Origin of the sequence: Pseudomonas sp. (assembly GCF_035554175.1) — a bacterium.
Classification (GTDB): domain Bacteria; phylum Pseudomonadota; class Gammaproteobacteria; order Pseudomonadales; family Pseudomonadaceae; genus Aquipseudomonas.
On sequence record NZ_DATMIV010000011.1, the window covers coordinates 19,220 to 43,727 of the forward strand.

Annotated in this window: 34 protein-coding genes and 3 tRNA genes; 25 read left to right on the plus strand and 12 right to left on the minus strand. The window is 56.7% G+C overall.

Annotated elements, in window-relative coordinates; translation table 11 throughout:
• Positions 1-66: 66 nt before the first annotated feature.
• Genes VNV36_RS05285 through VNV36_RS05295 form a run of 3 tightly spaced genes read right to left on the minus strand, consistent with a single transcriptional unit; the run spans position 67 to position 2,015 of the window.
• Positions 67-510, minus strand: a complete 444-nt coding sequence (locus VNV36_RS05285; protein ID WP_325716836.1) for a RusA family crossover junction endodeoxyribonuclease — start codon at positions 508-510, stop codon at positions 67-69.
• On the minus strand, positions 503-1,078 hold the full coding sequence (locus VNV36_RS05290) for a hypothetical protein (protein ID WP_325716837.1): 576 nt from the start codon (positions 1,076-1,078) through the stop codon (positions 503-505). The genes VNV36_RS05285 and VNV36_RS05290 overlap by 8 nt, the downstream gene beginning before the upstream one ends.
• Complete coding sequence (locus VNV36_RS05295) at positions 1,071-2,015, minus strand: DnaT-like ssDNA-binding domain-containing protein (RefSeq protein WP_325716838.1); 945 nt, start codon at positions 2,013-2,015, stop codon at positions 1,071-1,073. The genes VNV36_RS05290 and VNV36_RS05295 overlap by 8 nt, the downstream gene beginning before the upstream one ends.
• A gap of 22 nt (positions 2,016-2,037) precedes the next feature.
• Here VNV36_RS05295 and VNV36_RS05300 point away from each other — a divergent pair, with 22 nt between their 5' ends.
• The gene (locus VNV36_RS05300) at positions 2,038-2,340 is read left to right on the plus strand and encodes a hypothetical protein (protein ID WP_325716839.1); all 303 of its coding nucleotides are present in this window, start codon (positions 2,038-2,040) and stop codon (positions 2,338-2,340) included.
• Between the two features lie 219 nt (positions 2,341-2,559).
• Here VNV36_RS05300 and VNV36_RS05305 read toward each other — a convergent pair whose 3' ends face one another.
• Entirely contained in the window at positions 2,560-2,982 is a 423-nt protein-coding gene (locus tag VNV36_RS05305; RefSeq protein ID WP_325716840.1) for a hypothetical protein, read from the minus strand.
• Positions 2,979-3,545: a toxin YdaT family protein gene (locus VNV36_RS05310; protein ID WP_325716841.1), complete on the minus strand. Its 567-nt coding sequence runs from the start codon at positions 3,543-3,545 to the stop codon at positions 2,979-2,981. Before VNV36_RS05310 ends, VNV36_RS05305 begins: the two co-directional genes overlap by 4 nt.
• 363 nt (positions 3,546-3,908) lie before the next feature.
• Here VNV36_RS05310 and VNV36_RS05315 point away from each other — a divergent pair, with 363 nt between their 5' ends.
• From VNV36_RS05315 to VNV36_RS05420, 22 genes are all read left to right on the plus strand, one after another.
• Positions 3,909-4,664, plus strand: a complete 756-nt coding sequence (locus VNV36_RS05315) for a S24 family peptidase (RefSeq protein ID WP_325716842.1) — start codon at positions 3,909-3,911, stop codon at positions 4,662-4,664.
• 272 nt (positions 4,665-4,936) lie between these two features.
• Positions 4,937-5,308, plus strand: coding sequence for a hypothetical protein (locus VNV36_RS05320; protein WP_325716843.1), 372 nt, complete (start codon positions 4,937-4,939; stop codon positions 5,306-5,308).
• Positions 5,309-5,372: 64 nt separating this feature from the next.
• Positions 5,373-5,651 (plus strand): hypothetical protein, encoded by a 279-nt coding sequence (locus VNV36_RS05325; RefSeq protein ID WP_325716844.1) that lies wholly within the window; start codon positions 5,373-5,375, stop codon positions 5,649-5,651.
• A 386-nt stretch (positions 5,652-6,037) separates the two neighbouring features.
• Positions 6,038-6,223 (plus strand): carbon storage regulator CsrA, encoded by a 186-nt coding sequence (csrA, locus tag VNV36_RS05330; RefSeq protein WP_325716845.1) that lies wholly within the window; start codon positions 6,038-6,040, stop codon positions 6,221-6,223.
• A gap of 405 nt (positions 6,224-6,628) precedes the next feature.
• The gene (locus VNV36_RS05335) at positions 6,629-6,868 is read left to right on the plus strand and encodes a hypothetical protein (protein ID WP_325716846.1); all 240 of its coding nucleotides are present in this window, start codon (positions 6,629-6,631) and stop codon (positions 6,866-6,868) included.
• Complete coding sequence (locus VNV36_RS05340; protein WP_325716847.1) at positions 6,865-7,020, plus strand: hypothetical protein; 156 nt, start codon at positions 6,865-6,867, stop codon at positions 7,018-7,020. Before VNV36_RS05335 ends, VNV36_RS05340 begins: the two co-directional genes overlap by 4 nt.
• An 88-nt stretch (positions 7,021-7,108) precedes the next feature.
• On the plus strand, positions 7,109-7,627 hold the full coding sequence (locus VNV36_RS05345) for a zinc-finger-containing protein (protein ID WP_325716848.1): 519 nt from the start codon (positions 7,109-7,111) through the stop codon (positions 7,625-7,627).
• Positions 7,624-8,427 (plus strand): PD-(D/E)XK nuclease family protein, encoded by an 804-nt coding sequence (locus tag VNV36_RS05350; protein ID WP_325716849.1) that lies wholly within the window; start codon positions 7,624-7,626, stop codon positions 8,425-8,427. Before VNV36_RS05345 ends, VNV36_RS05350 begins: the two co-directional genes overlap by 4 nt.
• An 18-nt stretch (positions 8,428-8,445) precedes the next feature.
• Positions 8,446-8,652: a hypothetical protein gene (locus VNV36_RS05355; RefSeq protein WP_325716850.1), complete on the plus strand. Its 207-nt coding sequence runs from the start codon at positions 8,446-8,448 to the stop codon at positions 8,650-8,652.
• On the plus strand, positions 8,649-9,602 hold the full coding sequence (locus VNV36_RS05360) for a recombinase family protein (RefSeq protein ID WP_325716851.1): 954 nt from the start codon (positions 8,649-8,651) through the stop codon (positions 9,600-9,602). The genes VNV36_RS05355 and VNV36_RS05360 overlap by 4 nt, the downstream gene beginning before the upstream one ends.
• Positions 9,603-9,607: 5 nt before the next feature.
• Positions 9,608-9,808 (plus strand): hypothetical protein, encoded by a 201-nt coding sequence (locus tag VNV36_RS05365; protein WP_325716852.1) that lies wholly within the window; start codon positions 9,608-9,610, stop codon positions 9,806-9,808.
• 11 nt (positions 9,809-9,819) lie between these two features.
• On the plus strand, positions 9,820-10,569 hold the full coding sequence (locus tag VNV36_RS05370; RefSeq protein WP_325716853.1) for a cell division protein FtsK: 750 nt from the start codon (positions 9,820-9,822) through the stop codon (positions 10,567-10,569).
• A 6-nt stretch (positions 10,570-10,575) separates the two neighbouring features.
• A complete protein-coding gene (locus VNV36_RS05375; RefSeq protein WP_325716854.1) occupies positions 10,576-12,330 on the plus strand; it encodes an AAA family ATPase in 1,755 nt (584 codons plus the stop codon).
• A 62-nt stretch (positions 12,331-12,392) separates the two neighbouring features.
• On the plus strand, positions 12,393-12,998 hold the full coding sequence (locus VNV36_RS05380; protein WP_325716855.1) for a 3'-5' exonuclease: 606 nt from the start codon (positions 12,393-12,395) through the stop codon (positions 12,996-12,998).
• A 2-nt stretch (positions 12,999-13,000) separates the two neighbouring features.
• Positions 13,001-13,714 (plus strand): HNH endonuclease signature motif containing protein, encoded by a 714-nt coding sequence (locus VNV36_RS05385; protein ID WP_325716856.1) that lies wholly within the window; start codon positions 13,001-13,003, stop codon positions 13,712-13,714.
• Positions 13,704-13,940, plus strand: a complete 237-nt coding sequence (locus VNV36_RS05390) for a hypothetical protein (protein ID WP_325716857.1) — start codon at positions 13,704-13,706, stop codon at positions 13,938-13,940. The genes VNV36_RS05385 and VNV36_RS05390 overlap by 11 nt, the downstream gene beginning before the upstream one ends.
• Positions 13,941-14,046: 106 nt before the next feature.
• Entirely contained in the window at positions 14,047-14,316 is a 270-nt protein-coding gene (locus VNV36_RS05395) for a hypothetical protein (protein ID WP_325716858.1), read from the plus strand.
• Entirely contained in the window at positions 14,313-14,462 is a 150-nt protein-coding gene (locus tag VNV36_RS05400; protein WP_325716859.1) for a hypothetical protein, read from the plus strand. Before VNV36_RS05395 ends, VNV36_RS05400 begins: the two co-directional genes overlap by 4 nt.
• Positions 14,459-15,181 (plus strand): hypothetical protein, encoded by a 723-nt coding sequence (locus VNV36_RS05405; protein WP_325716860.1) that lies wholly within the window; start codon positions 14,459-14,461, stop codon positions 15,179-15,181. Before VNV36_RS05400 ends, VNV36_RS05405 begins: the two co-directional genes overlap by 4 nt.
• Before the next feature lie 124 nt (positions 15,182-15,305).
• The gene (locus VNV36_RS05410; RefSeq protein WP_325716861.1) at positions 15,306-15,716 is read left to right on the plus strand and encodes a phage protein NinX family protein; all 411 of its coding nucleotides are present in this window, start codon (positions 15,306-15,308) and stop codon (positions 15,714-15,716) included.
• Positions 15,717-16,513: 797 nt separating this feature from the next.
• The gene (locus VNV36_RS05415) at positions 16,514-16,729 is read left to right on the plus strand and encodes a DUF4224 domain-containing protein (RefSeq protein WP_325716862.1); all 216 of its coding nucleotides are present in this window, start codon (positions 16,514-16,516) and stop codon (positions 16,727-16,729) included.
• Positions 16,730-17,761, plus strand: coding sequence for a tyrosine-type recombinase/integrase (locus VNV36_RS05420; protein WP_325716863.1), 1,032 nt, complete (start codon positions 16,730-16,732; stop codon positions 17,759-17,761).
• Positions 17,762-17,844: 83 nt separating this feature from the next.
• Here VNV36_RS05420 and VNV36_RS05425 read toward each other — a convergent pair.
• A tRNA-Leu gene (locus VNV36_RS05425) sits at positions 17,845-17,931 on the minus strand.
• 348 nt (positions 17,932-18,279) lie between these two features.
• On the opposite strand from VNV36_RS05425, the gene VNV36_RS05430 reads away from it, so the two are divergent.
• On the plus strand, positions 18,280-18,813 hold the full coding sequence (locus tag VNV36_RS05430; protein WP_414705496.1) for a GAF domain-containing protein: 534 nt from the start codon (positions 18,280-18,282) through the stop codon (positions 18,811-18,813).
• Positions 18,814-18,890: 77 nt separating this feature from the next.
• Here the strand turns inward: VNV36_RS05430 and VNV36_RS05435 are convergent.
• The 6 genes from VNV36_RS05435 to VNV36_RS05460 form a co-directional block, all read right to left on the minus strand.
• Positions 18,891-18,964: transfer RNA gene (locus VNV36_RS05435), tRNA-Cys, on the minus strand.
• 46 nt (positions 18,965-19,010) lie between these two features.
• Positions 19,011-19,086: transfer RNA gene (locus VNV36_RS05440), tRNA-Gly, on the minus strand.
• A gap of 60 nt (positions 19,087-19,146) precedes the next feature.
• On the minus strand, positions 19,147-19,707 hold the full coding sequence (gene pgsA / locus VNV36_RS05445) for a CDP-diacylglycerol--glycerol-3-phosphate 3-phosphatidyltransferase (RefSeq protein WP_325716865.1): 561 nt from the start codon (positions 19,705-19,707) through the stop codon (positions 19,147-19,149).
• Positions 19,708-19,739: 32 nt separating this feature from the next.
• Positions 19,740-21,563 (minus strand): excinuclease ABC subunit UvrC, encoded by a 1,824-nt coding sequence (uvrC, locus tag VNV36_RS05450; protein WP_325716866.1) that lies wholly within the window; start codon positions 21,561-21,563, stop codon positions 19,740-19,742.
• Between the two features lie 2 nt (positions 21,564-21,565).
• Entirely contained in the window at positions 21,566-22,207 is a 642-nt protein-coding gene (gene gacA, locus VNV36_RS05455; protein WP_024012761.1) for a response regulator transcription factor GacA, read from the minus strand.
• Between the two features lie 126 nt (positions 22,208-22,333).
• The gene (locus tag VNV36_RS05460) at positions 22,334-22,777 is read right to left on the minus strand and encodes a GNAT family N-acetyltransferase (protein ID WP_325716867.1); all 444 of its coding nucleotides are present in this window, start codon (positions 22,775-22,777) and stop codon (positions 22,334-22,336) included.
• Positions 22,778-23,387: 610 nt separating this feature from the next.
• Between VNV36_RS05460 and VNV36_RS05465 the strand changes: the two genes are divergently transcribed.
• Entirely contained in the window at positions 23,388-24,461 is a 1,074-nt protein-coding gene (locus VNV36_RS05465; RefSeq protein WP_325716868.1) for a 3-deoxy-7-phosphoheptulonate synthase, read from the plus strand.
• Positions 24,462-24,508 lie beyond the last annotated feature (47 nt).

The window sequence follows — 24,508 nt, forward strand, 5'->3', positions numbered from 1 at the left end:
GGCGCCATCCCACGAAAAACGCGACGACTGGACCCACTCCCAACAGCGCATCCCAAATTGATTCCATCATGACGATTTTCCCTGTAGTGGAACGACGCGCACGAGGACGCCCGGAGTTTCACTGAAGCGCTTGGACATGGAGACGTTGACCACCTGGACATCATCCTTGAACACGATGCCGTTGATGCCGTCGCAGATCGCTTTGAGGACGTTATCCGCGTCGGGCTTCTTGGTGGGCATCACCTCGCCCGCCAGCGCTTCGGCGGTTTTCTTCTTCGACCAGGATGCAGCCACGGGCAGCAGAATACGCAGCTCCATCAGCACCGGGCCTGCGATCAGCTCGCGCCCGGTCATAGCTTGTTGCGCGACCATTGCGATCTTGCCCTCGTAGTTCGCAGTCTTGGTCGGCGTGTACATGCGCGCATGGCCCCCGATGGTGCTGACCTTGGGCCTGCCCTTGCCCACTGGCTCACCTGGTACCACGAACGAAACGGGCTTGTGATCAGGCATGGTCGTCTCTCTGGATGTTGAGTTTGGCCAACAGCATGGCGCGACAGGCTTTCGGATCTGTTGGGATCTCGAGGATGGCGACGATCTGGTCGGCTTGCTTGTTCGAGTGCTCGAGCTGGATCTGTTCACGCGGCCGCGCTGCGTCTGTGCCGATGCCGTGGGGGATACGGCCATCCAGCGGCTGGCCGAGCTGAGCACGACGCCTCACGATGGCGTAGTTGCGTTCGAAGCGTTGGAACAGGGCCTTGTCACCGTCGAGCGCCGAATGTAGGTCGAACAGGCTGGTTGCCTCGGCTGCGACCTTGACGGCCTTGTGGCTGTACTTGCCGGCGCGGGCTTCATCCCAAGCCTGCTGCGTGCCTGGTAGGCCCTTGGCCTGTTGGCACAGCGACAGGAACACGTTTGCTGGCGGTGGCCAGTCGAACTCAGCAGCGCGCTCGACAAGTGCGTGCAGGCCGTTGGCGAGCTGTTCGCCAGTGACACCGGAAAGCACTTTCGCCCAGGTGTGTTCTGAGTCTGCGATCACGCCAAAGCTCGACGTCCAGCGGTGCCCGTAGAACTCAGCCATTTTGATCCATAGCTTGTCGAGTAGCACCTGCGGCAGCATCTCGCTCGGCAATGGCGGCTCGCACACGGTCTGGAGCAGAGAGGGAGCCCGTTCGAGCAGGTCTTTGGTTGCGACCTGCGGCACCTTCGCCTTGATGGTCTTGGGCATTTCGCGATGCGGGTTGCTGGGTAGCATTGGCGTTTCTCCCGTTTGCTTGTTCGTTGCGCATACCGCGCTTCAGGTGTTGGGCAAGCGCGTGCTCCCACTTCGCCTGTGTGCGGTGGTCGTCGGGGGATGCAATCCAGAAGGATTTGAATTCGAGGAATTGGTCTTGATCGAAGACCTGGTTGGCCAAGCAGTTCCTGGCCAGCACTGCTGCGAACGATTTTTCGTCGGGCTGCCAGTGCTCGAACATGGCGAATTTCGTTCGCGAGTCGAAATCGGTCTCGCGTGTTGGTGGTGGTATATCTGTATCTGTATCTGTATCTGGTGGCGTTACTGTAACGTTACGCTCCCGTTTCTTACGCTCTCTGTGCGCCTTAACCCTTGAATTACTTGAGTCAGAGGCAAACTGACGCTTATCCCAAGCGGTCGGTTTTCCGTCTTCAGTGATGAGTTTTTTCGCGATCAAAACGGCCTTGGTTTGAGCCCATTCCGTTTCACTGATACGCAACTGAAACGCTATCTCTGTTTCATGTAACGTTACATCCTCGTTACTGCAACGCAGGCATAACAGCATGATGTAACGTCGCTGGTCTGCTTCGCTGAGCATCTGGACTTTTGGGTCGGTCGCAAACTCTGAATACAACCGGAACCATGGATTGGCCATCTTGATTACCACCAGGGCGGACGCACCACCCAGCCATTGATTACCTATCTCCACACGAGCGAAAACACTCTGCGGAGAGAGGCTGAAAAAGGTGTCCGGCGCATCCGTGGTAACGTTGAATTTCCACAAACAAAGGCCTAGGAGGCCGGACATGTCTTACGCAATGCACTTCCAATACCTTGCAGATGACGCGAAAAGACCTAGTGATATGAAGGTCTCTGACGTACTGCTACGGTTTACCGAGGCGCCCATCGTGCCCCGCATTGGCGAGCTAATTGACCTTGTTGAGTCCTACCCGGACAAGGGCATCCACAAGACGTATCAAGTGCTGATGGTTCGTCATCAGGTGTTTCGAGAGTCGAATGATGATTCGAAGCTGTACCGGCAGGAGATACTCGTCCTAGTCGGCGATCCGAAAGTGGCAGATGCTCGACTGCTGGACATGAAGGAATAAAGCCGAGCAGGATCAATGCTGTCAGGAAATCCTTTCTGGCAGCTCTGAGCGCCAGCAAAGGGTAGGATTCTTCACTCAGTACTGACTCTGCCCAAGCGGTCGAGTCTCGCTCCGTCAATGACTCCAAGGACTTCAACAGAAGGCCGGCTCGATCCACGTTTCGCATCACTCCTGGTGGAGTGCATGCAGGGCAAAGAGTGGGTTTCGCTTGTGCGCAACTCATGATGTCGGGCCCTGCTGCGCAAGCGCGGCAGCACACAACTCATCGATCCCAACGACATCGAAGCGGTAGACGCGACCACCACTTGCACCGGCTGCGGAGTTGTCTTCAGCGGTGACGAACGTCGCTTCAGCGGTAGAGAGCAAGCGCTCAACATCGTCGATAAACTGAGGAATCTTCTCAGAAGGTAGCTGTTCGACTGTTTTTTCGACCTTCGAAAGTAGCGACCCCAGGTCGATTGAGAACTGGGCGGTTGCTGGCTTAGGCAGCTCGACGTAGCCTGCCCTGACAGCTTGGGCGCATTGAATGGCCAAGGCTGGCAGATCGTCGCGACCGTCCCTTGCGGCGGCTGGTAGAGCTTGGGTTAGCACGACGTGCAGCGTATCCAGCTCTTGTTCGTGCGTATGTCTTTTTTCGCTCATGATGTCTTGCTCTCTTCAATCATCTTCTGTTCGATCAGGCACAGCGCCCGACCACCAGCTCCCAGCAAATCGCACACCTCGCGATGAGCGATTTTCAAACGGTCTTGATTCGTGTCGTCCAGCAGGTAAACCAACGCCTGCTGCGCTTCCCCGCCCTCTTTCATAACTGCCTGGACGTGTTGAAACACGCCGCCATCTGAGGGCTCGTTGGCGATCAAGCTGACGGACACGCCAAGCGGGACCAGCAGCTCGCCAAGCACCTGGATCTTCAGGTCGTCGGGCAGCGCCGCAAGGATCGACGGGATGAAATTGGCCGGGAGTAAATTCGTTTCCTTGGTGGCGTCATTCAGCCAACGAAAAATCCGCTCGGAGTTCGTGGCCATGCGCCTGTAGGTGTCCCGATCGGATTCGAATTTGATTCCGGTGGTCGTCGGGCCGTCGATTCGCTCATGGGCTTCGACGATCAGCTGCGATACCGTTTCTCGGCTCAGCCCTTCCCGGCGGCACCACTGATTCACTGCGCCGAGTAGTGACGCTATCAGTGTCTGTGGGTCAGCTCGCATGACTTAAGGCCTCGTCGAGGCAAGGATTCTGGTGGCCTTTTAGCTCGGGCCAGATCTCATGCCAATCGTCCGGACGTAACACTTGGCGAGTAACTAGTCCGCCTGTAGACGTCTCGGTTCTAACAGCGATTTCTGCGGAAGCAGTTTTGTAGCCATATGCGATCATTTTTAGATAGGCACGACTGGTCCCTGTTTTCGCCACTTCCGAGTCATTAGCTGTTTTCAGCCATGCCAGCAGCTCTGTGTTTTTGGTCCTCATGGGGAGCTCTCGAGTAAAAGTATTCGAAATATAACCCCGAGGTAACAACATGGCAACACCCTTAGGTTATTTACCTGTAGGTAGCGAACTGAGATCATTCGTTAATGGATATTTATGAAATTCGCCGCGCGAACCTGCGCGCGCTCGTAAAAAAGAAATTCAATGGTCGGATGGCTGGCTTGGCCGAGGCTGTTGATCGAGCGCACAGCTACATCTCACGCTGCCTGACGGACAATGAAAAGCATCGAAAAAATATCGGTGAGGAATTCGCACGCGATTTAGAAAATCGTCTTGGATTGCTTCCTTTAGCTCTGGACAAACCGGAGGGGGAAGGACTAGCTTCCTCTGGTGAAAGGCCAGCGCTAGACAGGTCAGCAGAAGTCAATTTGCCATCATCGCAAGGACAAAACCTCGCTATGGATAGGACAATTTCCCCTCCTGCCGAAACTGGACACATATACAGTGTCCCGCTAATCTCGCTGAGCAAGGCCATTGAGTGGGTCTCGGGAGGTTACAAGATGTCGAATATTGCGATTGAGGCGTTTATACCTTGCCCAATTTCGGTAGGAGTGCGCGCCTTCGCTATACGGATGCCGAATGATTCAATGGCTGGCCCCCGAGCTGAGCGTCCAATTCATCGTGATTGGATAGCCGTGATCGATCCCGATTCAGTGGCATCTCCAGGGCAGATTGTCCTTGCTTCCGTCAAGGGCCAAGACCCTATTATGGGCGCACTCACCCCTCACGGGGGCCGAACCTACGTCAAACCCGCGAATCCGGAATATGAGAAAGAAGAAATCGACCTTGATGACCCCAATAGCATTCTGGGGCGCACGGTGTTTGTAGGATTCGCAATGTAACCGCCCGTCACCCGCCCCCAAAAACCCGCCTTGTGCGGGTTTTTTTTCGTCCGGGATAATTTTATTACCTGAGGGTGTTGACCATGTTTTTAACCTATGGGTAATATTACCCATCGCAGCAACACACCGCCGCGAAGGGGCAACCCGAAACGCTCTTTAGCTCCAAAGGCCGCAGCAAGCCATGGCCCTGCCCTCAAGGCAAAACGGTACAGCGGTAGCCTCGCCGCGTGACTCGAAGCATAGAGAGTCCTGGATCACAAGAGTGCCAGTGGGTGACGAACCGCGACTGGCTGTCGAGCCTCAAGGGCTCCCGAACAAATAATCGCCCAATCCGCAGGTGGCGTGTAACAGCGGCCAGCAATACCGGAGATTTTTCACTGATGCACCTGGTGACGGGTGCATTGGGAAAACAACCGGAGGGTATTCAAATGCGCAATCAAAACCAACTGCGCGCTGAAGGCGAAACCATGGAGCAGTTCAAGGCTCGTCGGGCTCGCGGCGTAGCAACCAACATCATGGGTTTTATGGCTGAGTGCCGGGAAGGCGCTGGATGGGCCCCGGCCAAGGCCGAGATGATTCAGTGGTTCCATAACCACCGCGCCCGCCTCCATCAACGCTTGGCATTGGCAGCTCGCCTGCCATGACGATTTCGCGAGACACAAATAGGCCTTGGCGACAGGGCCAGACGGGAATCAACGGAGACACATGATGAGTAGCGAACGATTGATACAGCTGGCAGCACTGCTGCTTCAGAAGCATGCGCCACTTGAAATAGGCGATCACGTGAAGTGGAAAGATGGACTGGCGAATCAGCCCATCGAGGGATTAATGATCATCAGCGGTTTAGTTGAAGACGACAATACGACCCATGGCTTCTATACGCCGGTCCGGGCTGCAATTCGCCTTGATGCCACAGTTGCATACCTAAATGGTGAGGGCGAATTGGTAGAGGCCTATATCGATTCGCGCCGCGTTTGCCGTTGCTAATGTCATACGCGGCGCTTTCCATCAACTAGAACGCAGGCCTGTACTAACCTGTCTCTGGAATCCTGGAACCTGCATTTCAACGACTCTCAGTGGAAAGCCACAAGGCTCGCAATAGGCAATTTCAAAACGCCTAGTTCGAATATCGGCAGTGATAGTGTTCATGACTTCAGGAACAGCACCCCCACAGTCTGGACACTTAGAGCCACTGTGATTATTGATCATGTATTTCTCTCGCTGGTGTAGGAACCCGCGACGATACCACGGCCCGGCGTGGCTAAAGATCCGGGCACCTTTCCCTTCCTGTACAAGGCTTATCGGGGCGTTTCACTGATGCCACTTCTCACCAGGTGGCATTGGGAAAACCACAAAAGCAAGGAGAATGGAGCATGCTGATACTGACCCGGCGCGTAGATGAGCGCTTGACCATCGGTGACGAAATCACAGTCACCGTTTTGGGTGTAAACGGACAAACTGTAAGGATCGGAATTGCGGCTCCGAAGGAAATTGCAGTGCACCGAGAAGAGGTAACGCAGCGCATTAAAGCGGGCCTGTCGAAACCTCCAAAAGAATAACCAACGCCACAAGACAGCTTGTCGCTAACTGCCCGATTCTCTCCCCGAGAGCGCATCGGTGAGCTCTTAAGCACAACGACAGTCTTGTTGGATGGTTCGTGTGCCATCGCTTGAGGGCTCACCGATGCGAAAGTATCACCACCCGAGCATGGCGGGCCTTAGGGATATCCATGACGCGCAAGCTGTGTAGAGCGCGACCATCATCGCCAGCAGCCGGGGCGCCCAGAACGGCTATCGTCCTTGTAAGTCTCCTCACGGCTACTTGCAGGTTTACATCGTTCGGGCGTGACCTGGCACTTCCCTCCTCCCATCGTTTTCATACGCCGCCACCTTGCTGGATGAACCTTTCGGAAGTCTCTTCCGGCCAGGGTGGCGACCTATGCATTCACACAGGGAATCCATCCCATGACTACGGAAACAGAGAAGCACCAAACAGCTACTGAGATGATTGAAAGCGCTATCCAGGTGCTGGACGGCGCCAGTGAGTATATGCACCTGGTGTATTCCAGTTCGGCTTACACCGTCGTGTCTGTCTGCCATTCGCTGCGCGCAATCAGCGGGACTGAATTCCGCCAGTACTGCGAGCGCATTACCCAGATCGACGCGCGCTGGATCGACAATCCCGGACCGAGGTTTCTGCCATGACCATCATCGCCCGTAACCGGCGCGGCATCATTCAAGCCCTGCAATCGCAGGGCTTTTCTTTGGTCACTGATTTACCAAATCCAATCCGGATTGATGACACACCGCGCGGCATGCTCAAAGCGAGGACGGTCAATGACCAGAAACCAGCGTAGACGCCGAACTCTCACCGGTTTGCTGTTCCTCGGCATTGTCTTTTTGGCCCCGGCAATCGCGGGCCTCGTTACTCAATAGGATTCCACCATGCAAATTGACCCTCGGGCGAACAGCGCCGAGCGCCTTGTTGCGCCTGCACCGCTCCCACACATCAGCCGCCGAGCACTGAAGCGCGTGAAAAACCCACTGCCGGCGCCGACCGACTGCCGCTACTGTGCCGGCGCAGTGCACCTGGTTTGCAACTCCGCTATCTACCACGGTCGCAGCTATGGTGACTGGCCCTTTGCCTATCTGTGCAGTGACTGCGGTTCATACGTCGGTCTGCATCCGGACACCGACGTGCCATTGGGCACCTTGGCCAATGCGCAGTTGAGGGCGGCTCGGAACAAGAGCAAGGCAGCATTTCACGCCCACATGAAACGAATGGGGCTGAGCCGGACGGGGGCTTATCAGTGGCTGGCCGCCCAGATGGGGATCTTCGTTGAACAATGCCACTTCGGATGGTTCGAGCTCGAGGCCTGTGCGATCGCTGAGCGATTTTCAATTGAGGCGACCTGGTCGACATCGATGTCGACGGCATTTGCAAAAGCTAGGGGTGCATCATGAGCGTGATCACCGTCCGCGCCTCTTCGTGGGGCTCGTTGTTCGACTGCGCCTTCAAATTCGAATGGGTCCAGCTGCTTGGCCACTACTCACCAAGTAGTCCGCGCGCGCACCTGGGAACATCGATCCACGCCAGCACCGCGGCGTTCGATGTCTCCCGCATGAATGGCAGCAACCTCACGGCCTTCGACACCGCCGAGCTGCTTATTCACACGCTGCGCAATCCCGAGCGGGATGTCGATTGGAAGTCCGACAAGCTGACGCTGGCCGAGGCCGAGCGCATCGCCCTGCCCTTGCACACCAGGTACTGCAACGAAGTGAGCCCGCGCTATGAATATGTCGCCGTCGAGCGGACCGCGACGCCCTTGGAGATCGATTGCGGTGGCGGCGTGATCGTCAAGCTGACCGGCCAGCTCGACCGGGCACGGATCTGCAAGACGAGCAACGGCAAGGGCATTGCCGACGTGAAGACTGGCGGCGCCGCTGTCGTCGACGGGGTGGCCAAGACCAAAGGTCATGCTGCCCAGATCGGGACTTACGAGATCCTCGAGGAGCACACCACCGGCGAGCCTTGCACCGCCCCGGCACACATCATCGGGCTCAAGACCAAAGGCAAGCCCGAGCTTGGTGTCGGGGAGATTCGCGGCGCCAAGCAAATGATGGTCGGTACCGACGATTTCCCAGGGCTGATTCAGATCGGCGCCGAGATGTTCCGCACCGGCCTGTTCCCGCCAAACCCACAGAGTTTTCTCTGCAGCGCGAAGTACTGCCCGCGCTGGTCATCCTGCCCTTACCACGAGTAATCAACCATGAATCGAGCGATGCAAGGTTCCGACCTTTATCTACGCCTGACCGATCCAAACGGCAAGCGTGCACCAGTGATCAGCCACCACCGAGTCTGGGATCGAGAGAGGTTCTACACCGCCCAGGTGAAGTGCTACGAAAGCCCAAAGAACGAGGCCGATAAACGTCTTATATCTATCGCAACCGAGGCCGAATACCTGGCCTCCCGCAAGGTGAAATCATGAGCGAGCCCACTACCCTGGCGAAGATGCAAACGAGCGCAGTTGCAGCGCCTAAGAACGACGCGCCGATGTCGCTGCTCACCGGCTCCGGTTTTGACCAGATCCAGCGTGTGGCTAAGGCGTTGTGTGCCTCGACCCTGGTACCGGCGCAGTATCGGGCGTTCACCGAAATCAAGAAGTACGGCAAGGTCACTGGCCACGTGGCCAACCCGGCTGGCCTGCCGAACTGCGTTGTAGCGCTGAACATGGCGCAGCGGATGGGCGCAGATCCGCTAATGGTGATGCAGAACCTGTACGTGATCGAAGGCCGGCCGAGCTGGTCAAGCCAGTTCATTATCGCCGCGATCAACAGTTGCGGCCGCTTCAGTCCACTGCGCTTCGATCTAAGCGAACCGGGTGAAGTTGAAGTAGTGAAGTACACCGCTGCCGTCTGGAAGAACGACAAAAAGACGGACGAAAAACGGGAAACCACCATTCAGCATCGAACCTGTCGAGCCTGGGTGATCGAGAAGGAAACCGGCGATCGCTTGGATGGGCCGATGGTATCGATGCAGATGGCCATCGATGAAGGCTGGCTGACGAAGAACGGCAGTAAGTGGCAAACGATGCCGGAAATCATGCTGCGATATCGCGCAGCTAGCCTGTTCGGTCGACTGTATGCGCCAGAGCTGCTCATGGGCCTGCAAACGCAAGAAGAGGTTCACGACTTTATCGACGCCACTCCGGACGGCGCCGGCAACTACACAGTGGACGTCAACGACCTGCGCAACAAAGAGCCGGAGGCGCCGGCAATCATCAATGATGATGACGACCAGGGCGACGGTGATTCAACAGATTCGCCAGAAAACCTAACACAAACGGCCGAAAACCTAGCAGATCAGCCAGAAAACCTAACAGACACCCCCGAAACAGTTACCGAGCCAGCCGACACCACCGGCCTGCAGCTCGAGTAATCGCCATGCCTGCCAGATCAATCCTCGAAATATTCGATCGCGTCGAAGAGTTCAGCGTGCTCCTGGCAGTGGCCGAACTGCACGCCAATGGTGAGTGGGAGGATCAGTTCCTCAGCGACCTACGCGCCAACTTTCAACGGTACGGCGCGCATACCCACCTCAGTGAAAACCAACAGGCAATCCTCGAGCGCATTGCCAATTACTAGGAACTCCCTCAATGAATGACGTAAACCCTGAATTTCTGCAAATGACGGCTAACACCATAGGCGAAAAGCTGCTCGCTGGACTGGTGCAAGAAATTCGCATCATGCCCGACTGCTGGCAGAAGCTGACCGAACATAAACAGGAGGACATCATCGAGCGGCTGTCCTCTCGTGTGCACGCCGCTGTGACGCTGGCCACCCACATGATTGCCAGCTCTGAACGGGTCACCGTAGTGGGCAAGCTCGAGCAGATCACCACCAAGAGCAAGATCAAAGCAGTATTCGTCATCAGCCCAACTTCAGAGGGGCGACATGAGCTGCAGGACTCCGTCGAGAAGGATTGCCTGCTGATCATCGCCAGCGCCGACGAGCACATGGGCAACATGAAATCCACCAAGGCCGATCCTGATCAGAGCGCCATGGATCTCAACGGCGGCGATGGCAGCATGGAAAACGCCAATTGGGGCGGTGACGCACCAGACGAGAACGAGCCGATCGATGGCGAATTTCTGAGCCTGGGTGTCGAAAAATTCGCCGGCCTGACACTCGGCGATATCTGCCGCTCTGTCGTCCTTCATTTCACTACCGTTGACGTTGACAAGTTGCAATCCCGCTTTGCCGTAGACAGTGCTACGGCCACACGCTTGATCCTGCTGATGCTGGAAGAAGGCGTGATTGAGCTGCATGACGAATCGATCAACCCACTCGAAAACACCTACAAGGTGATCAAGGCGCTGACCGACCTTGATTTGAACCTGGAGTAAAAAGCCATGCGCCTGAATCACCTTTTCGTCGAAAACTTCCAAGGGCTCAAATCGGCCAATCTGGAGCTTGCCGCCCCCATCACTCTGGTCGCTGGCGCGAACGGCGCCGGCAAGTCCAGCCTTCAGGAAGCGATCAACCTGGCGCTGGGTGGTAAGGCGCGGGTTGCGCAGAAACAGGACTATAAGCAGCTGGTCACCGAGGGGCAGAAGAAAGCGCAGATCATCGTCAGTCATGACGACGTGGCCAGCAGCTACACCCTACCCGCCGGCAAAGGAGACCACACGCTGGCGGTCGGTGACGAATACCTGCCCTACGTGCTCACGCCTTCCCTATTCGCCAGCCTCAAGGAAGTCGATCGGCGCAAGATGCTATTCGCGCTGACCAAGTCCAGCAGCAAGCCTCAGGTGGTGGTCGACAAGCTGCTGGCCAAGGGTGCCGATGCCGCCAAAGTCGAGTTGATCAAACCGATGTTGCTGAGCGGTTTTGCATCCGCTCAGGAGCAGGCCAAGACCTACACCAGCGAATGCCGCGGTGCCTGGAAAGCAGTCACTGGCGAGGTATACGGCAGCGAGAAGGCCGAAGGCTGGATGGTCACCATTCAGCCGCTGCCGGATGATGCGCCGGAAGTCACCCAGGACGATCTGGCGCAGGCTCAGGCCGACCTGGCCAAAGCTGCTACCGAAATCGAGAAAGGCACTCAGCACCTGGGCGGCCTGAATGCCAAGCGCGAAGCCCGTGACAACTCCGCGGCCCGCAAGGTAGAACTCGAAAAGGTCTACCTCGAGCTAAACCGTCGCAAGAAGAAGCTCGAAACCACCAATACCGATCTGGAAGGATGGAAGGCAAAGGTCAGCGATGCCGAACAAAGGGTTCAGGCGTTCTCGGGTGAAAGCCCATGCGAATGCCCCGAGTGCGGTGTAAAGCTCAAAATCATCGGAAAGGTTGTTGAACTGTTCAAGGGCAAGACCGCCGACGCCGCCAAACTGGCCACGGCTCAGGCAGATCTGAAAACCGCAAATGAATCCTACAATCTGCTCGCTCGCACCCAGGTCAACGACCAGAAGGCCGTGCACGAATCCGAGCAGGCCGGGCGCGACCTTGATGCCCTGGTGAAGTCCGCCGGCGAGGATGTCACTGACGCCATGATCGAGCGTGTCGAAGCTGCGATTCAGGTTCAACGCAAGGCCCGGGACACCGCCAAGGCAAAGGTTGACGCGATGTCCGATCGGCTCGATCTGATCGCGAGCGCTGAGCAGAAGGCAACTGATGCGGCTGCGCATCACGTCGACGTGAAGGCATGGACCGAAATCGCGAACCTGCTCGCGCCGGACGGCATTCCGAGCGAAATCCTGATCGGCGCCATCAAGCCAATCAACGATAGCCTGGCCGAAAGCTCGAGCCTTTCGGGTTGGCCAAGGGTAGAGATCGGCGCCGACATGGACATCACCGCCGGCGGGCGCCTCTACACGCTGTTGTCGGAGTCTGAGCGCTGGCGTGTCGACGCATTATTAGCGCTGGCCATCGCTCAGCATTCCGGCCTGAAGTTCGTAATCCTCGATCGTTTCGACGTGCTAGATCTGCCTGGGCGCGGGGAGCTGCTCGGCATGCTGGTGACCATGGCAAACGCCGGCACCGTTCACAGCGCCATCGTGTGCGGCACCCTCAAGGCTAAGCCCGCGAAGCTGCCACCTGAAATCAATGCGGTCTGGATCGAAGGCGGCGTTGCCATCGGCGACCAACACCTGCAGCAAGCCAGTTAACCCCTCACTCCCAATACCTCAGGCGCCTCCGGGCGCCTTCTTTTTTCCTCAAGGAAATCACTATGCTGCTCATGCCCTACGACACCGAAACCACCAGCCTCCCACTCTGGCGTGATCCAAGCGACGATCCGCGCCAGCCTCACCTGGTCGATATCTGCGCCCTGCTCTACAGCGATGACGGCGTTCTGGTCGACTCCTTCGAAGCCCTGGTACGGCCTGATGGCTGGGTTATTCCTGCCGACGTTACTGCAATCCACGGCATCACTCATGAGATGGCCATGGACTTGGGGATCCCAGAGGCGGAAGCGTTGGACGGCTTCTTGGCGATTCACGAACGCGCCGACCTGCGCATCGCCCACAACATCAACTTCGATGATCGGATCATGCGCATTGCCATGGCTCGGTACCGAAGCAAAGCGGTCGCCGACATCTTCAAACAAACACCCGGTTACTGCACGGCTACCAAGGCCAAGCCTGAGTGCCAACTGCCTCCCACCGAGGCGATGAAGGCAACCAACTTCAAAAACGCGTTCAAGACTCCGACTGTCGCCGAAGCGCTTCTGCACTTCACCGGTGAGGAGCTTGTCGGAGGTCACCGCGCCCGCCCCGATACCGAGGCTTGCGCCCGCGTGTATTTCGCCATGAACCCACCGACTCAAGCAGCCTAACCATGAACCCGATCGCCGAACGGGCTCTTGCGAGGGCCAGAGAGATCTTTTCACCTGGTGCAAGCGCAAAGAAAGCACCGACCCGAAAATTCTGGACGACAAGCGATGAACATCGCCTCGCCGAACTGTACGGCGATACCCCCATGGCAGAGCTGATCGCCACTTTCGGGCGGCCCGATTATGCCATCTATGGAAAGGCTGCAAGCCTAGGCCTGAAGCGCAGCGCGGCCTATCTTGCCAGTGAGCACGCCTGTCGTTTGCGCCGAGAGAGCAAAGCCGGGGAGGCATTCCGCTTCAAGAAGGGGCAACGACCTTGGAATAAGGGAATTAGCTTCGACTGTGGTGGAAGGTCAGTAGAGACCCGATTTGCCCCGGGCACAATGCCCCACAACAACGTACCGGTCGGCACCGAACGAGTGACCGATGACGGCATTCGCCAGCGTAAAGTTCGTGATGACGGCCCTGCCCATCGCAGGTGGAAGTCAGTCCACTCGCTGATCTGGGAAGAAGCTTACGGTGAGATCCCTCCAGGCCACATTGTTGTCTTCCGCAATAGGAATACACAGGACATTACGCTCGAAAACTTGGAACTGTTGAGCCGCGCGGAGAACATGCGCCGCAACACCTTCCATAGGTACCCGCCCGAATTGAAAGACACTATCCGCCAACTCAACAAGCTAAGGCGCGCCATCAACGAGGCATCCCATGAAAAATAAGATGACAGACCTACGTAATCACTTGTTCGCGACTTTGGAGGCCCTCCAGGACCCTGACAAGCCGATGGACATTGATAGAGCCAAGGCTATCGCCGAGGTAGGTAAGGTCTTGGTCGACTCAGCTAAGGTAGAAGTGATGTTCATCAACGCAATGGACGGAGACGTGAAGTCCACTGGCTTCATCGAGTCTGCGCGGGAATTGCCGCATGCGGTAGGTGTGCAATGAAACACGAGCCACCTGATCAAAAACTTGAAGACGCGGCAAAGCCGGTGATCTATATGGCCGTTGTTCTGGCAGTGCTGGGAGTCGGCGCTCTCATCTGGAGCATGATATGAAAAAGATCCTTTTCGGGCTCATGGTTGTGCTTATGGTCGTGGCCGGCGCCGTCCGCGCCGATGATCTTCCCGGCGCGGCCGAACGCTTCCACGACGACGAATTCGGCGTCACCTGCTGGATGATCAGAGGCAGCGGCGGAAACGGCATCAGCTGCATTCCTGACAACTTGCTGGAGCACCATTGCGAGATTAACGAAGAAGAGCTGGAATCGAGGCCAGCGAGCTCACCGGTGCCCCGCCAGAGTGAAGAGAGGGTTCGACTATGATCTGGCTTCTGCTATTCCTGAAAATCATTGCCGGCTGGTTTGTACTGGCATGCATTGTTGCGGCGATCTTCTGCCGCCTCATTCATCTCGCGAAGGTTTTCGATGAGCAGGTCGCGAGCGGGATCAACTGGAGTATGCGGGCATGAGCCGTAACGAAATGGTCAGCGTGCCGCGCGACCTAATTGAGCGCGCTTTCGGGATTAATTTGAGAGTGTCGGTGGAGGCCCGCAAAGAGCTGCGCGCCCTTCTCGCCGCTCCAGTCGTCGAGCGCCAAGAGCCGGTTGCGTATCGTTACAAAGAGGGCCATGCATCCTGGGAGAACGAAAAGCCTTGGGAGCCGACCACGGTGGCGCATAGCGCTGTGCTGCTTGAACGCAAAGCGCTAGCCGCGAACGGAACTTTTAAAGGCGACGAGCGAGATTACTATTTGGCGCTCACAGTCGAACCGCTCTACACCTCGCCGCCCGCGCCGGTAGCGGTGGAGCCTGAAGGCTGGAAGCTGGTGCCGGTCAGTCCTACGGCGGAAATGCTGAGAGCCGTAGACGATGAGGCCAGTGATAAGCATCTGGCGCGCGGCAGGGCAATCAGCGCATGGGTATTGATGCTTGATGCAGCGCCGACGGCGCCGGTAGCGGTGATGCATCCATTCGCCGAAAAAGTCATCAGCAAGCTACGACGCTTCGAAGAATGCGCTAGTGACTTCGAAGCTGGCGGCGTAGACATTGGTCGACACTGGTTGGATTTGTTGACGCAACTTGGACTGTTGAGTCGTGTTCAACGCAGTCCGGCACTATGGGAGATCACGCAACAGGGCGAAGCCTGTCTCGACGAAAAGAAGCGTATCAACAACATCCAAAGATGCTAGGTGTCCGCCCGACCCTGACCCACAGCTCACGTCGATAGAAGATCAGTGCCGGACGAACGGCGCAGACGATACAACAACACCCCTCCTTTTCAAAGTCATCCGCTATGGCGGTAAGGACGAAGTCATGCCTGAAGAAATGATCGAAGTGAAGATCGAAAACCTGATCGGACCATCGCTTGATTGGGCCGTAGCAGAGGCGGAAGGTATCCCGAACCGCACATTTAGCGAGAAAAGATTCGCGCTGTTCGGGTCATTGGCAATACCCATCGGTAACGCTGAAAATGGTTACGCTCCCTCGGCTTGCTGGCACTGCGGGGGGCCGCTAATCAAGAAGCATCACGTCAATCTGCACAGCCCCCAGCATTCCGACGATGTCTGGGTGGCATGGGTGAATATTCGCGGCAATGATTTCGCCCAAGGTGCAGATCAGCCGTTGGTGGCCGTCTGCCGAGCCATAGTGAGCGCAAAGCTGGGCGATGTGGTCAGTGTTCCAGCCGAACTTATTCAGACAGCCCCTGGCACATGCGCCGCTTGAGGCAGCGCTAGGGGGCTCGCCCGGCACTGACACTGTCCACCTGCCGGATGTATGCGTCAGCACCGGACGAGCAGCGCTCACGATACATCAGCCCCCTTCCCCCCATAAATCTCTGTTTGACCTGCCGATGAACGGCGAACAAGGAATCACTATGTCTATTGAAAACATGCCCGTCATGCGTGGCGTCAAGATCAAATCCATCCCGATGGATCTACTCAAACCTTTCGAACCTCAGGCTGTACGCAATCACAGCCAGTCACTGCAACGACTTGCCGAGCGCGGAGGAATGTGTCCGACCGAGATCCTCGGAATCATACGAGGTCTTCGATGGATTGAACTTAAGGTTCGTCCTGACGATGAGGCAGAACTCATTAAGTGGGTCGAAAGCCAATCCAAGCCCAAAGACACACGCGTTGTAGAGTCTGCTTCGGCCTCGCCTGCGCCCACCAGGAGCGAGCCTGCAGCGGACCCCCTCAATCCGCTAAATCCGTTGAGTCCCATCAGCCCGCTTAACCCTCTCAACCAGGTCGACTCATCCGAACCGCCCCGCCCTCAAAGTCACTGCGAGCCAAGTAGTCATAGCGTCCCTGCAAGCAGTCACTACTCCGGCAGCGGCTGCAGCTCCTCGAGCTCCAGCGACTACAGCTCAAGCTCTTCAAGCTCCAGTGATTACAGCTCGTCAAGTTCTAGTGACAGCGGTTCCAGTTACAGCAGCGATTAACCAGACCTTTCCAACTTTCTGCCGCCATAGGGCGGCAATCAACAGTCAGCCTCCACCGGCATGGCGAGGTATACCCATGAGCAACGTTCAGTTCTTGAGCCACGAAGAAGTGTGCACCCTGACCGGGGCCAAGACTAAAGCTGGCCAGATAATCATCCTCAAACGTAATGGAATCCGCCACACGATCAAGCGCAGCGGCTGGCCGTGCGTCATCGCCTCGGCGTTGACAGGGGAGTCTGTCGGCGCGGCTGCGACCGAGAAACCCACGTGGCAACCACGCCTGGTGAGTTAAATGGGACGCAAACCAACTAAGCCGGGGAGCATTCCCCGGCTACGCGAGAGAAAGCGTGGCCAGACTATTTATTACCTTTATGACACTGGCGGGAAGCCCCGCAAAGAAATCCCCCTGGGCACGGACTACGGGTTGGCAATTCTTGAATATGCAAAGCTCGAAAAAAGTCGTGTCTCCCAGGCCATCGCGCAAACGGTTATTACCTTTGCTTATGTAGCTGAACGCTACATGCTCGAAGTGGTGCCAACGAAGGCGCACGCCACACAAAAGGACAATGAACGGGAGCTGAAAAACCTTTTGTTGTTCTTCAATGACCCGCCTGCTCCCCTTGAAGCGATCGAGCCTCAGCACGTAAATCAATATCTACGACACCGTGGTAAAACTGCGCCGGTTCGGGCGAACCGAGAGAAAGCGTTACTTAGTTCTATCTGGAACTTCGCGCGCGCAAGCGGTTATACATCGCTCGCAAATCCGTGTGCTGGCGTTAAAGGGCACAAGGAGACAGGTCGCGATATCTATGTCGAAGATGATCTTTTTGCCAGCGCCTACAAGTGCGCCGATCAACCGCTCAGGGATGCGCTGGACTTGTTCTATCTGACCGGGCAGCGAATCGCGGACACATTGAAAATGGACGAGCGGGATATCCGCGACGGAAAACTTGCGGTTCAACAGGGAAAGACTGGCGCGAAGCGGCGTATTGAAATAATGGGCGAACTGAAAACAGTGATTGACAGAATCATGTTGCGCAAGGTTGGCCACCGAATCAGATCGACGCGATTGGTGGTAATGGAGGATGGCCAGGCAATGACCAAGAGCATGTTACGAAAACGGTTTGATGATGCTCGGGAAGCGGCTGGCATTCCGAAGGCTGACTTTCAAATGCGGGACTTGCGGGCAAAAGCAGCGACGGACAAGGAGGAATCGACCGGCAACATTTTGCAGGCACGCGACCAGCTCGGGCACACAACGGTAGGCATGACAGAGCAGTACATCCGGCAACGAAAAGGTCTGAAGGTGACCCCTACAAAATGACCGATTGCGGAAACGAAAAAATTATTGCGGAAAAAAGAACAAAGGGCTTGCATGAAGAAATTCATGCAAGCCCTTGTTTTATATGGTGCCCGAAGCCGGAATCGAACCGGCACGCCCTTACGAGCGGGGGATTTTAAGTCCCATGCGTCTACCAGTTTCGCCATTCGGGCGGTAGCGCGGTGTTGCTTTGCTCAGCTTCGATGACTACTTGGAAAAGCCGAGCGGGGAATATATACATGACGTCCCGGTGAAGCAAGTTCGCAGTGGTCTATTTAACGACTAAATCTTGCGGCGGACCAAAACCAAAAAGCCCGGTAAATCATGAAGCTACGGAGTTTGCTTGAAGCTGCGTTGGAACTCGCAGGGATGTCTACGCTAAAAAGTGATGCCGGGATCCACAATAAACATAAGCAGCACGCTCCACCAAGTTCCCGCCGTACCGGTGCTGACGCTATAGTAGATCAGCAGAGCGCTCAGCTCAGGGATGTACAAGTCATCAGGAGATTCAACCGATGCAAATGAGTGACACAGTTCTCAAAGCAGCTTTGAGCCCAGAGGAGCGTTCGGCTATCGCCGAGATCGAAGCGACGACCAATATTTTGCAGCTCGTCACCCGTTTGACCGGTACGCGCTTCGCCGGCATCGCAAAATTTACCGAAACGGAGTGGATTGTCTGCTCGGCGTATGATCCGATCGAACTGGGAATCAACGTAGGCGACACGCTGGAACTTGAAACTACGCTGTGCAGTGAGTTTCGCAGAGACCCTCAAGTGCTTTTTCTGCCGCAAATCAGTAAGGACGGCAGACTTTGTACCCGCCCGGTCGTAAAACAGTATTCAATTGAAAGCTACGCAGGGGCGCCAGTTTTCCTGCCTGATGGAAGACTCTGGGGGGCGCTGTGTGCGCTGGATTCGAGAGCTGTGCTTTTCGATAACCCTGACCTCGCCGACACATTGACGCTATTCGCACGGCTCATCGGCTGCATCTTCTTTTCGAATCTGACCGTGGAAGGCACTAGCCATATCAAAACGGGTGGTTACCTTGCAGAGTGACCTTGTTCACGATGCACGCACTTTTCCAGAGACAATAAAAAACCCCGTAGATCATTGATCTACGAGGTTTTTAATGATGGAGGCCGAGGTCGGAATCGAACCGGCGTAGGTGGATTTGCAATCCACTGCATAACCATTTTGCTACTCGGCCTCAAAGTATTCGCTGTCAGTAGCACAACAACAAACACTGTACAAATTGGAGCGGGAAACGAGACTCGAACTCGCGACCCCGACCTTGGCAAGGTCGTGCTCTACCAACTGAGCTATTCCCGCTTGGTGTGGCGCATTCTATAGAATTAAGAAGCCCCGTCAACCCCTTGATTCAAAAAAGTTTTATTTCTTTTCGACATCGGTCTTCAGATGTGGCCAGGCGGCGCGAAGGTATTGAACCATCGACCACAATGTCAGCCCTGCCGACACCATCAGCAGCGTATAACCAAGCACGACCCAGAAACTGAAAGCCTTTGGATGGGCCAGCAGAATCACCAGTGCAAGCATCTGCGCAGCGGTTTTCCATTTGCCCAGATTCGAAACGGCCACCTGTGCCCGCGCGCCGAGTTCGGCCATCCACTCGCGCAATGCCGAAACGACGATTTCGCGACCGATGATCACCGCCGCTGGCAGAGTAAGCCAAAGATTACCGTGTTCCTGCACCAGCAAGACCAAAGCGACGGCAACCATCAGCTTGTCGGCCACCGGATCGAGGAATGCACCGAACGGGGTACTTTGCTCCAGTCGGCGTGCCAGATAGCCATCCAGCCAGTCGGTCGCGGCGGCGAAGGCAAACACCGAGGCGGAGGCCATGTAACTCCATTGGTAAGGCAGATAGAACAGCAAAATGAAGATCGGGATCAGCAGAACGCGTAGAACGGTAATCAGATTAGGGATATTCATCGGCACAACTGGCTACGAGGTGAAGGGGCATTCTACTCGCTATGCAGGTTCGCATAAATCGACTCAGCGAGCTTTTTACTGATCCCCGGGGCTTTGGCAATCTCTTCGATGCTTGCACGAGACAGCTCCTGCAATCCACCAAAATGTTTCAACAGGTCGCGGCGACGCGTCGGCCCTACCCCTGCGACACCTTCCAGCGTAGAGGTTCGGCGGGTCTTGCCGCGACGGGCGCGATGCCCCGTAATCGCGAAGCGGTGTGCCTCATCGCGGATCTGCTGGATAAGGTGCAGCGCCGGGGAATCGCCGCGCAACGTGAACTCGTGGGCAGCATCATTCAGATACAACGTTTCGAATCCGGCCTTGCGCGTAGCACCTTTAGCGACGCCCAAAAGGATCAGATCCGGTACCGCCAGTTCGTTGAGTACATCACGAGCCATCGACAACTGACCCTTGCCACCGTCCACCAGCAGGATGTCCGGCAACTTGCCCTCGCCGTCCTTGAGTTTGCTGAAGCGCCGGGTCAACGCCTGGTGCATCGCCGCGTAATCATCACCCGCCGTCACGCCTTCGATGTTGTAGCGACGGTAATCGGACTTGATCGCGCCCTCGGGCCCGAACACGACGCAGGACGCCACCGTCGCTTCCCCACTGGAGTGACTGATGTCATAGCATTCCAGACGTTGCGGCGGCTCATCCAGATTCAGCACTTCGGCCAGCGCGTCGAATCGTGCTGCAGTGTGTTGACGATTGGCCAGGCGTGCGCCCAGCGCCTGCTCGGCGTTGGTCACGGCCAACTGCTGCCAGCGCGCCCGCGTCCCGCGCACCCTGTGACTGATGGCCAACTCACGCCCGCGCAGGGTGTGAATGCCTTCGATCAGCGCTGGGAAGTCCTCGTGCACTACGTTGACGATCAGTTCGCCCGGCAAATCGCGTTCGGGACTGCTGATGTAATACTGGCCGAGAAACGCCGCCATGACTTCGCTGACGTCTTCCTCGATCCCGACCTGCGGAAAAAAGTTCTTGCTGCCCAGCACTCGACCGCCGCGCACGCTGATCAAGTGAACGCAGGCGCCGCCGGGGTTAACGAATGCAGCAATCACGTCGATATCGCCAGTTCCGCCTTCCATGCTTTGCTGGTCCTGTACCCGACGCAGCAAGGCAATCTGGTCGCGCAACTCGGCGGCACGTTCGAACTCGAGATTGATCGCCGCTTCTTCCATCGCGGTGGATAGTTCGTTGGTCAGCGCGTGGCTACGGCCCTCGAGAAACATCACCGAGTGACGCACATCTTCGGCGTAGACATCAGGCTCGACAAAGCCCACGCAAGGCGCCTTGCAGCGTTTGATCTGGTATTGCAGACAGGGACGAGTCCGGTTCTTGTAGTAACTGTCTTCGCACTGACGGACGAAGAAGGTCTTTTGCAGAATACTCAGGCTTTCGCGAATGGCGCCGGCACTTGGGTAAGGTCCGAAATATTTGCCCTTGGCCTTTTTCGCCCCGCGATGAATGCTCAGGCGCGGAAACTGCCCATCCGACAAAAAAACGTAGGGATAGGACTTATCGTCACGCAGGAGGATGTTGTACGGCGGCCGCCATTCCTTGATCAGCGTCTGTTCCAGCAACAGCGCTTCGGTTTCGTTGGCGGTGATGGTCGTCTCGACCTGGGCGATTCGCCCGACCAGGGCCGCCGTTTTCGGTGCCAGCCCGGTTTTGCGGAAATAGCTTGCCAGACGCTTCTTCAGGTTTTTGGCTTTGCCTACATACAGCAGGCGTGCCTCACTGTCGAACATGCGATAAACGCCGGGGCGACCGCTGACCGTGGACAGGAAAGCGCTGGAATCAAAGATTTCGGTCATGATCAGGCGCTGGCGTCCACCATGCCATGCCGCACCGCGAGGAGTGTCAACTCAACGTCGCTGCTGATCGAAAGCTTCTCGAAAATACGGTAGCGGTAGGTGTTCACGGTTTTCGGCGACAGGCACAATTTGTCGGAGATGATCTGCACCTTCTGGCAACCGACGATCATCAATGCGATCTGAATTTCACGCTCGGACAATGCATCGAAAGGCGAGTCGTTGGTTGGCTGGAATGATTTGATTGCCAACTGCTGGGCGATCTGCGGGCTGATGTAGCGCTGCCCGGCAAAAACCAGGCGAATGGCCTGAACCATTTCCGGCAAGCCTGCCCCCTTGGTCAGATAACCGGCGGCGCCAGCCTGCAGCAGGCGCGTCGGGAAAGGGTCTTCCTCGCACACGGTGACGGCAACCACCTTGATGTCCGGGTGGCTGCGCAGCAGTTTCCGCGTGGCTTCGAGCCCGCCGATACCGGGCATCTTGACGTCCATAAGCACTACGTCAGGCTTCAACTCACGGGCCTTGATCAAGGACTCTTCGCCTGACTCGGCCTGACCCACCACCTGCAGGCCGTCGATATCGGCCAGCATCCGTGTAATGCCTGTACGAACGAGATCATGGTCGTCGACCACTAGCACCCTAATCAAGCAGACACCTCGCGATATGGTCTTATTGGGATGCCGACACCTTAGCAAAAAGTGCCAGACAGACCTAGCGGCAAGCCGCATTTAAAAAGTTTCAATACATCATTGAAGGCTTGCCGGCTGTGGCTTTCAGAGCACAGCTGTACTCAAATCGAGCTGCATCCTCAGGAAACACTCGTCCCTGCCAACAATGCGCAGTCCTTTGCGTGCGTACAGTATTTGCGCCGGGTTGTTGTCGAACACTGTCAGCCGCAGGGAGGGGCGTCGCGTCTGACGAGTCATCCGGATAACCTGATCGATTGCCCAGGAACCGGCGCCCTGCCCTTGCCAGGCCTGATCGATCTGCAATTCGCGTATATACATCGCTCGCGCATCCTGGCTCAGACTGAAAAAACCGATCGGCGTTTCATCCCGCAGGATCAGCCAGTTGTCACGATACTGCCAGCCTGCGTCGAACGCCTCGTCCTGCCATAACAGGTCGTGGTCAATGTAATATCGCAGCATGTTCCGCCGAGTCAGATCGCGTGCAAAAACACGATCATCACCATCGGCACGTCGGATTCGGTCGCTCATTACCCGCCTCCTCCCATAAATGCAAAAGTGTATTCACCCTGAACAGTTTTCCAGTGATAGCCATTTTGTTCGGCAGGCAATAGCATTTTCTGATTGCTGACGCGTATCAGCGTCGAGTAAGCTCGGCGCATTCTACGGAGAAAAACCATGTTGAACGCCTCTTTACAGTCCTGCATCGCCAGCGCTCCGCGCTCGGTGGCGGCTGTCCGGGTGAACGACGTTTGTGCTCCAGACAATTTTTATTTTGGGTATTGGTTTAGCCACTGGCGCGCCTGATACCCAAACGGCGCCCATGATAACGGGTCGCCTGCCAGAGATTTCTCAACCCCCGGTCGGCTTCCCGACCGGGGGTTTTGTTTTTTCAGCGCCGAATTTTTCAGCGACATCCAGACACTTTGAGGAACACACAATGAACTACGCCACTTATTACCGTTACGACACCTTCAGCGCCTGGCGATTTACCAGCCTCCGCTCGGGACAGCCTGCCGCCTCCGATCGGTCACCCATAGGTGGCAACCACATACTCACCGCCAATACGGCCCATTGTCGAACACCCCAGTAGGGCCGTGTGAGCGGGAAATTCCCGCTATCCCGCCCAGGAAAACCGAATATGAACTCCTCCGTTTCCGCTTTGCCGCTGTCCACTCTCGATTCTGCCAATGAAGCGCTGACCCTGCGTCTGCCCAGCTCGTTGCAGCTCAAACAGCAATTACCGCTCAGCGCCGCCCTGAATCAGCAAGTCAACGCCCATCGTCAAGCGGTACGCGCCATCCTCAACGGCGAAGACCGACGCCTGCTGGTCATCGTCGGCCCCTGTTCTATCCACGACCCGCAATCGGCGATCGAATACGCCAGCAAACTTTCCCGACTGGCCCGGGATGTCAGCGGTGAAATGCTCCTGGTGATGCGCGCCTATGTTGAAAAACCGCGTACAACGGTCGGCTGGAAAGGGCTGGCCTACGATCCGCATCTGGACGGCACTGACGACATGGCTACGGGCCTCACACTTTCCCGCGAACTTATGCTGGAAATGATCCAGCTCGGTCTTCCAGTGGCTACCGAACTGCTGCAACCCATGGCCGCCCACTATTTTGATGACCTGCTGAGCTGGGTCGCCATTGGCGCGCGTACCACCGAGTCGCAAATTCACCGAGAAATGGCCAGCGGCCTTGGCATGCCGGTGGGCTTCAAAAACGGTACCGACGGCAGTGCCGCCATTGCTGTCGACGCCATGCGCTCGGCTGCCCATCCACATCGGCATTTCGGCGTGGACAGCCAAGGGCATCCGGCCATCGTGCAAACAGCTGGCAACCCTGACACCCATCTGGTCCTGCGCGGCGGCCATCAAGGACCGAACTACAGCGAAACGAGCGTGGCCAAAATCACTACCGACCTCAACCGTGTAAAGATCCCGAGCCGGATCATGGTCGATTGCAGCCACGCCAATAGCGGCAAGGATCCATTGCGCCAGCCCTCAGTGTTCAACGACGTTCTTGAACAACGCCTGCGCGGCAACCATTCACTGATCGGCATGATGCTCGAATCACACCTGTTCGAAGGCTGCCAGCCGCTGAGCAACTCTCTGCGCTATGGCGTATCGATTACCGATGGCTGCCTCGGCTTCAACGCGACCGCGCAACTGCTGACAGAAGCGGCACGGCGTCTCGCACAAGCTGCCCGCTGATCGCAAGTCGCCCTCCCGCGCATAAAAAGCGCGGAGGGCCGCCCTTC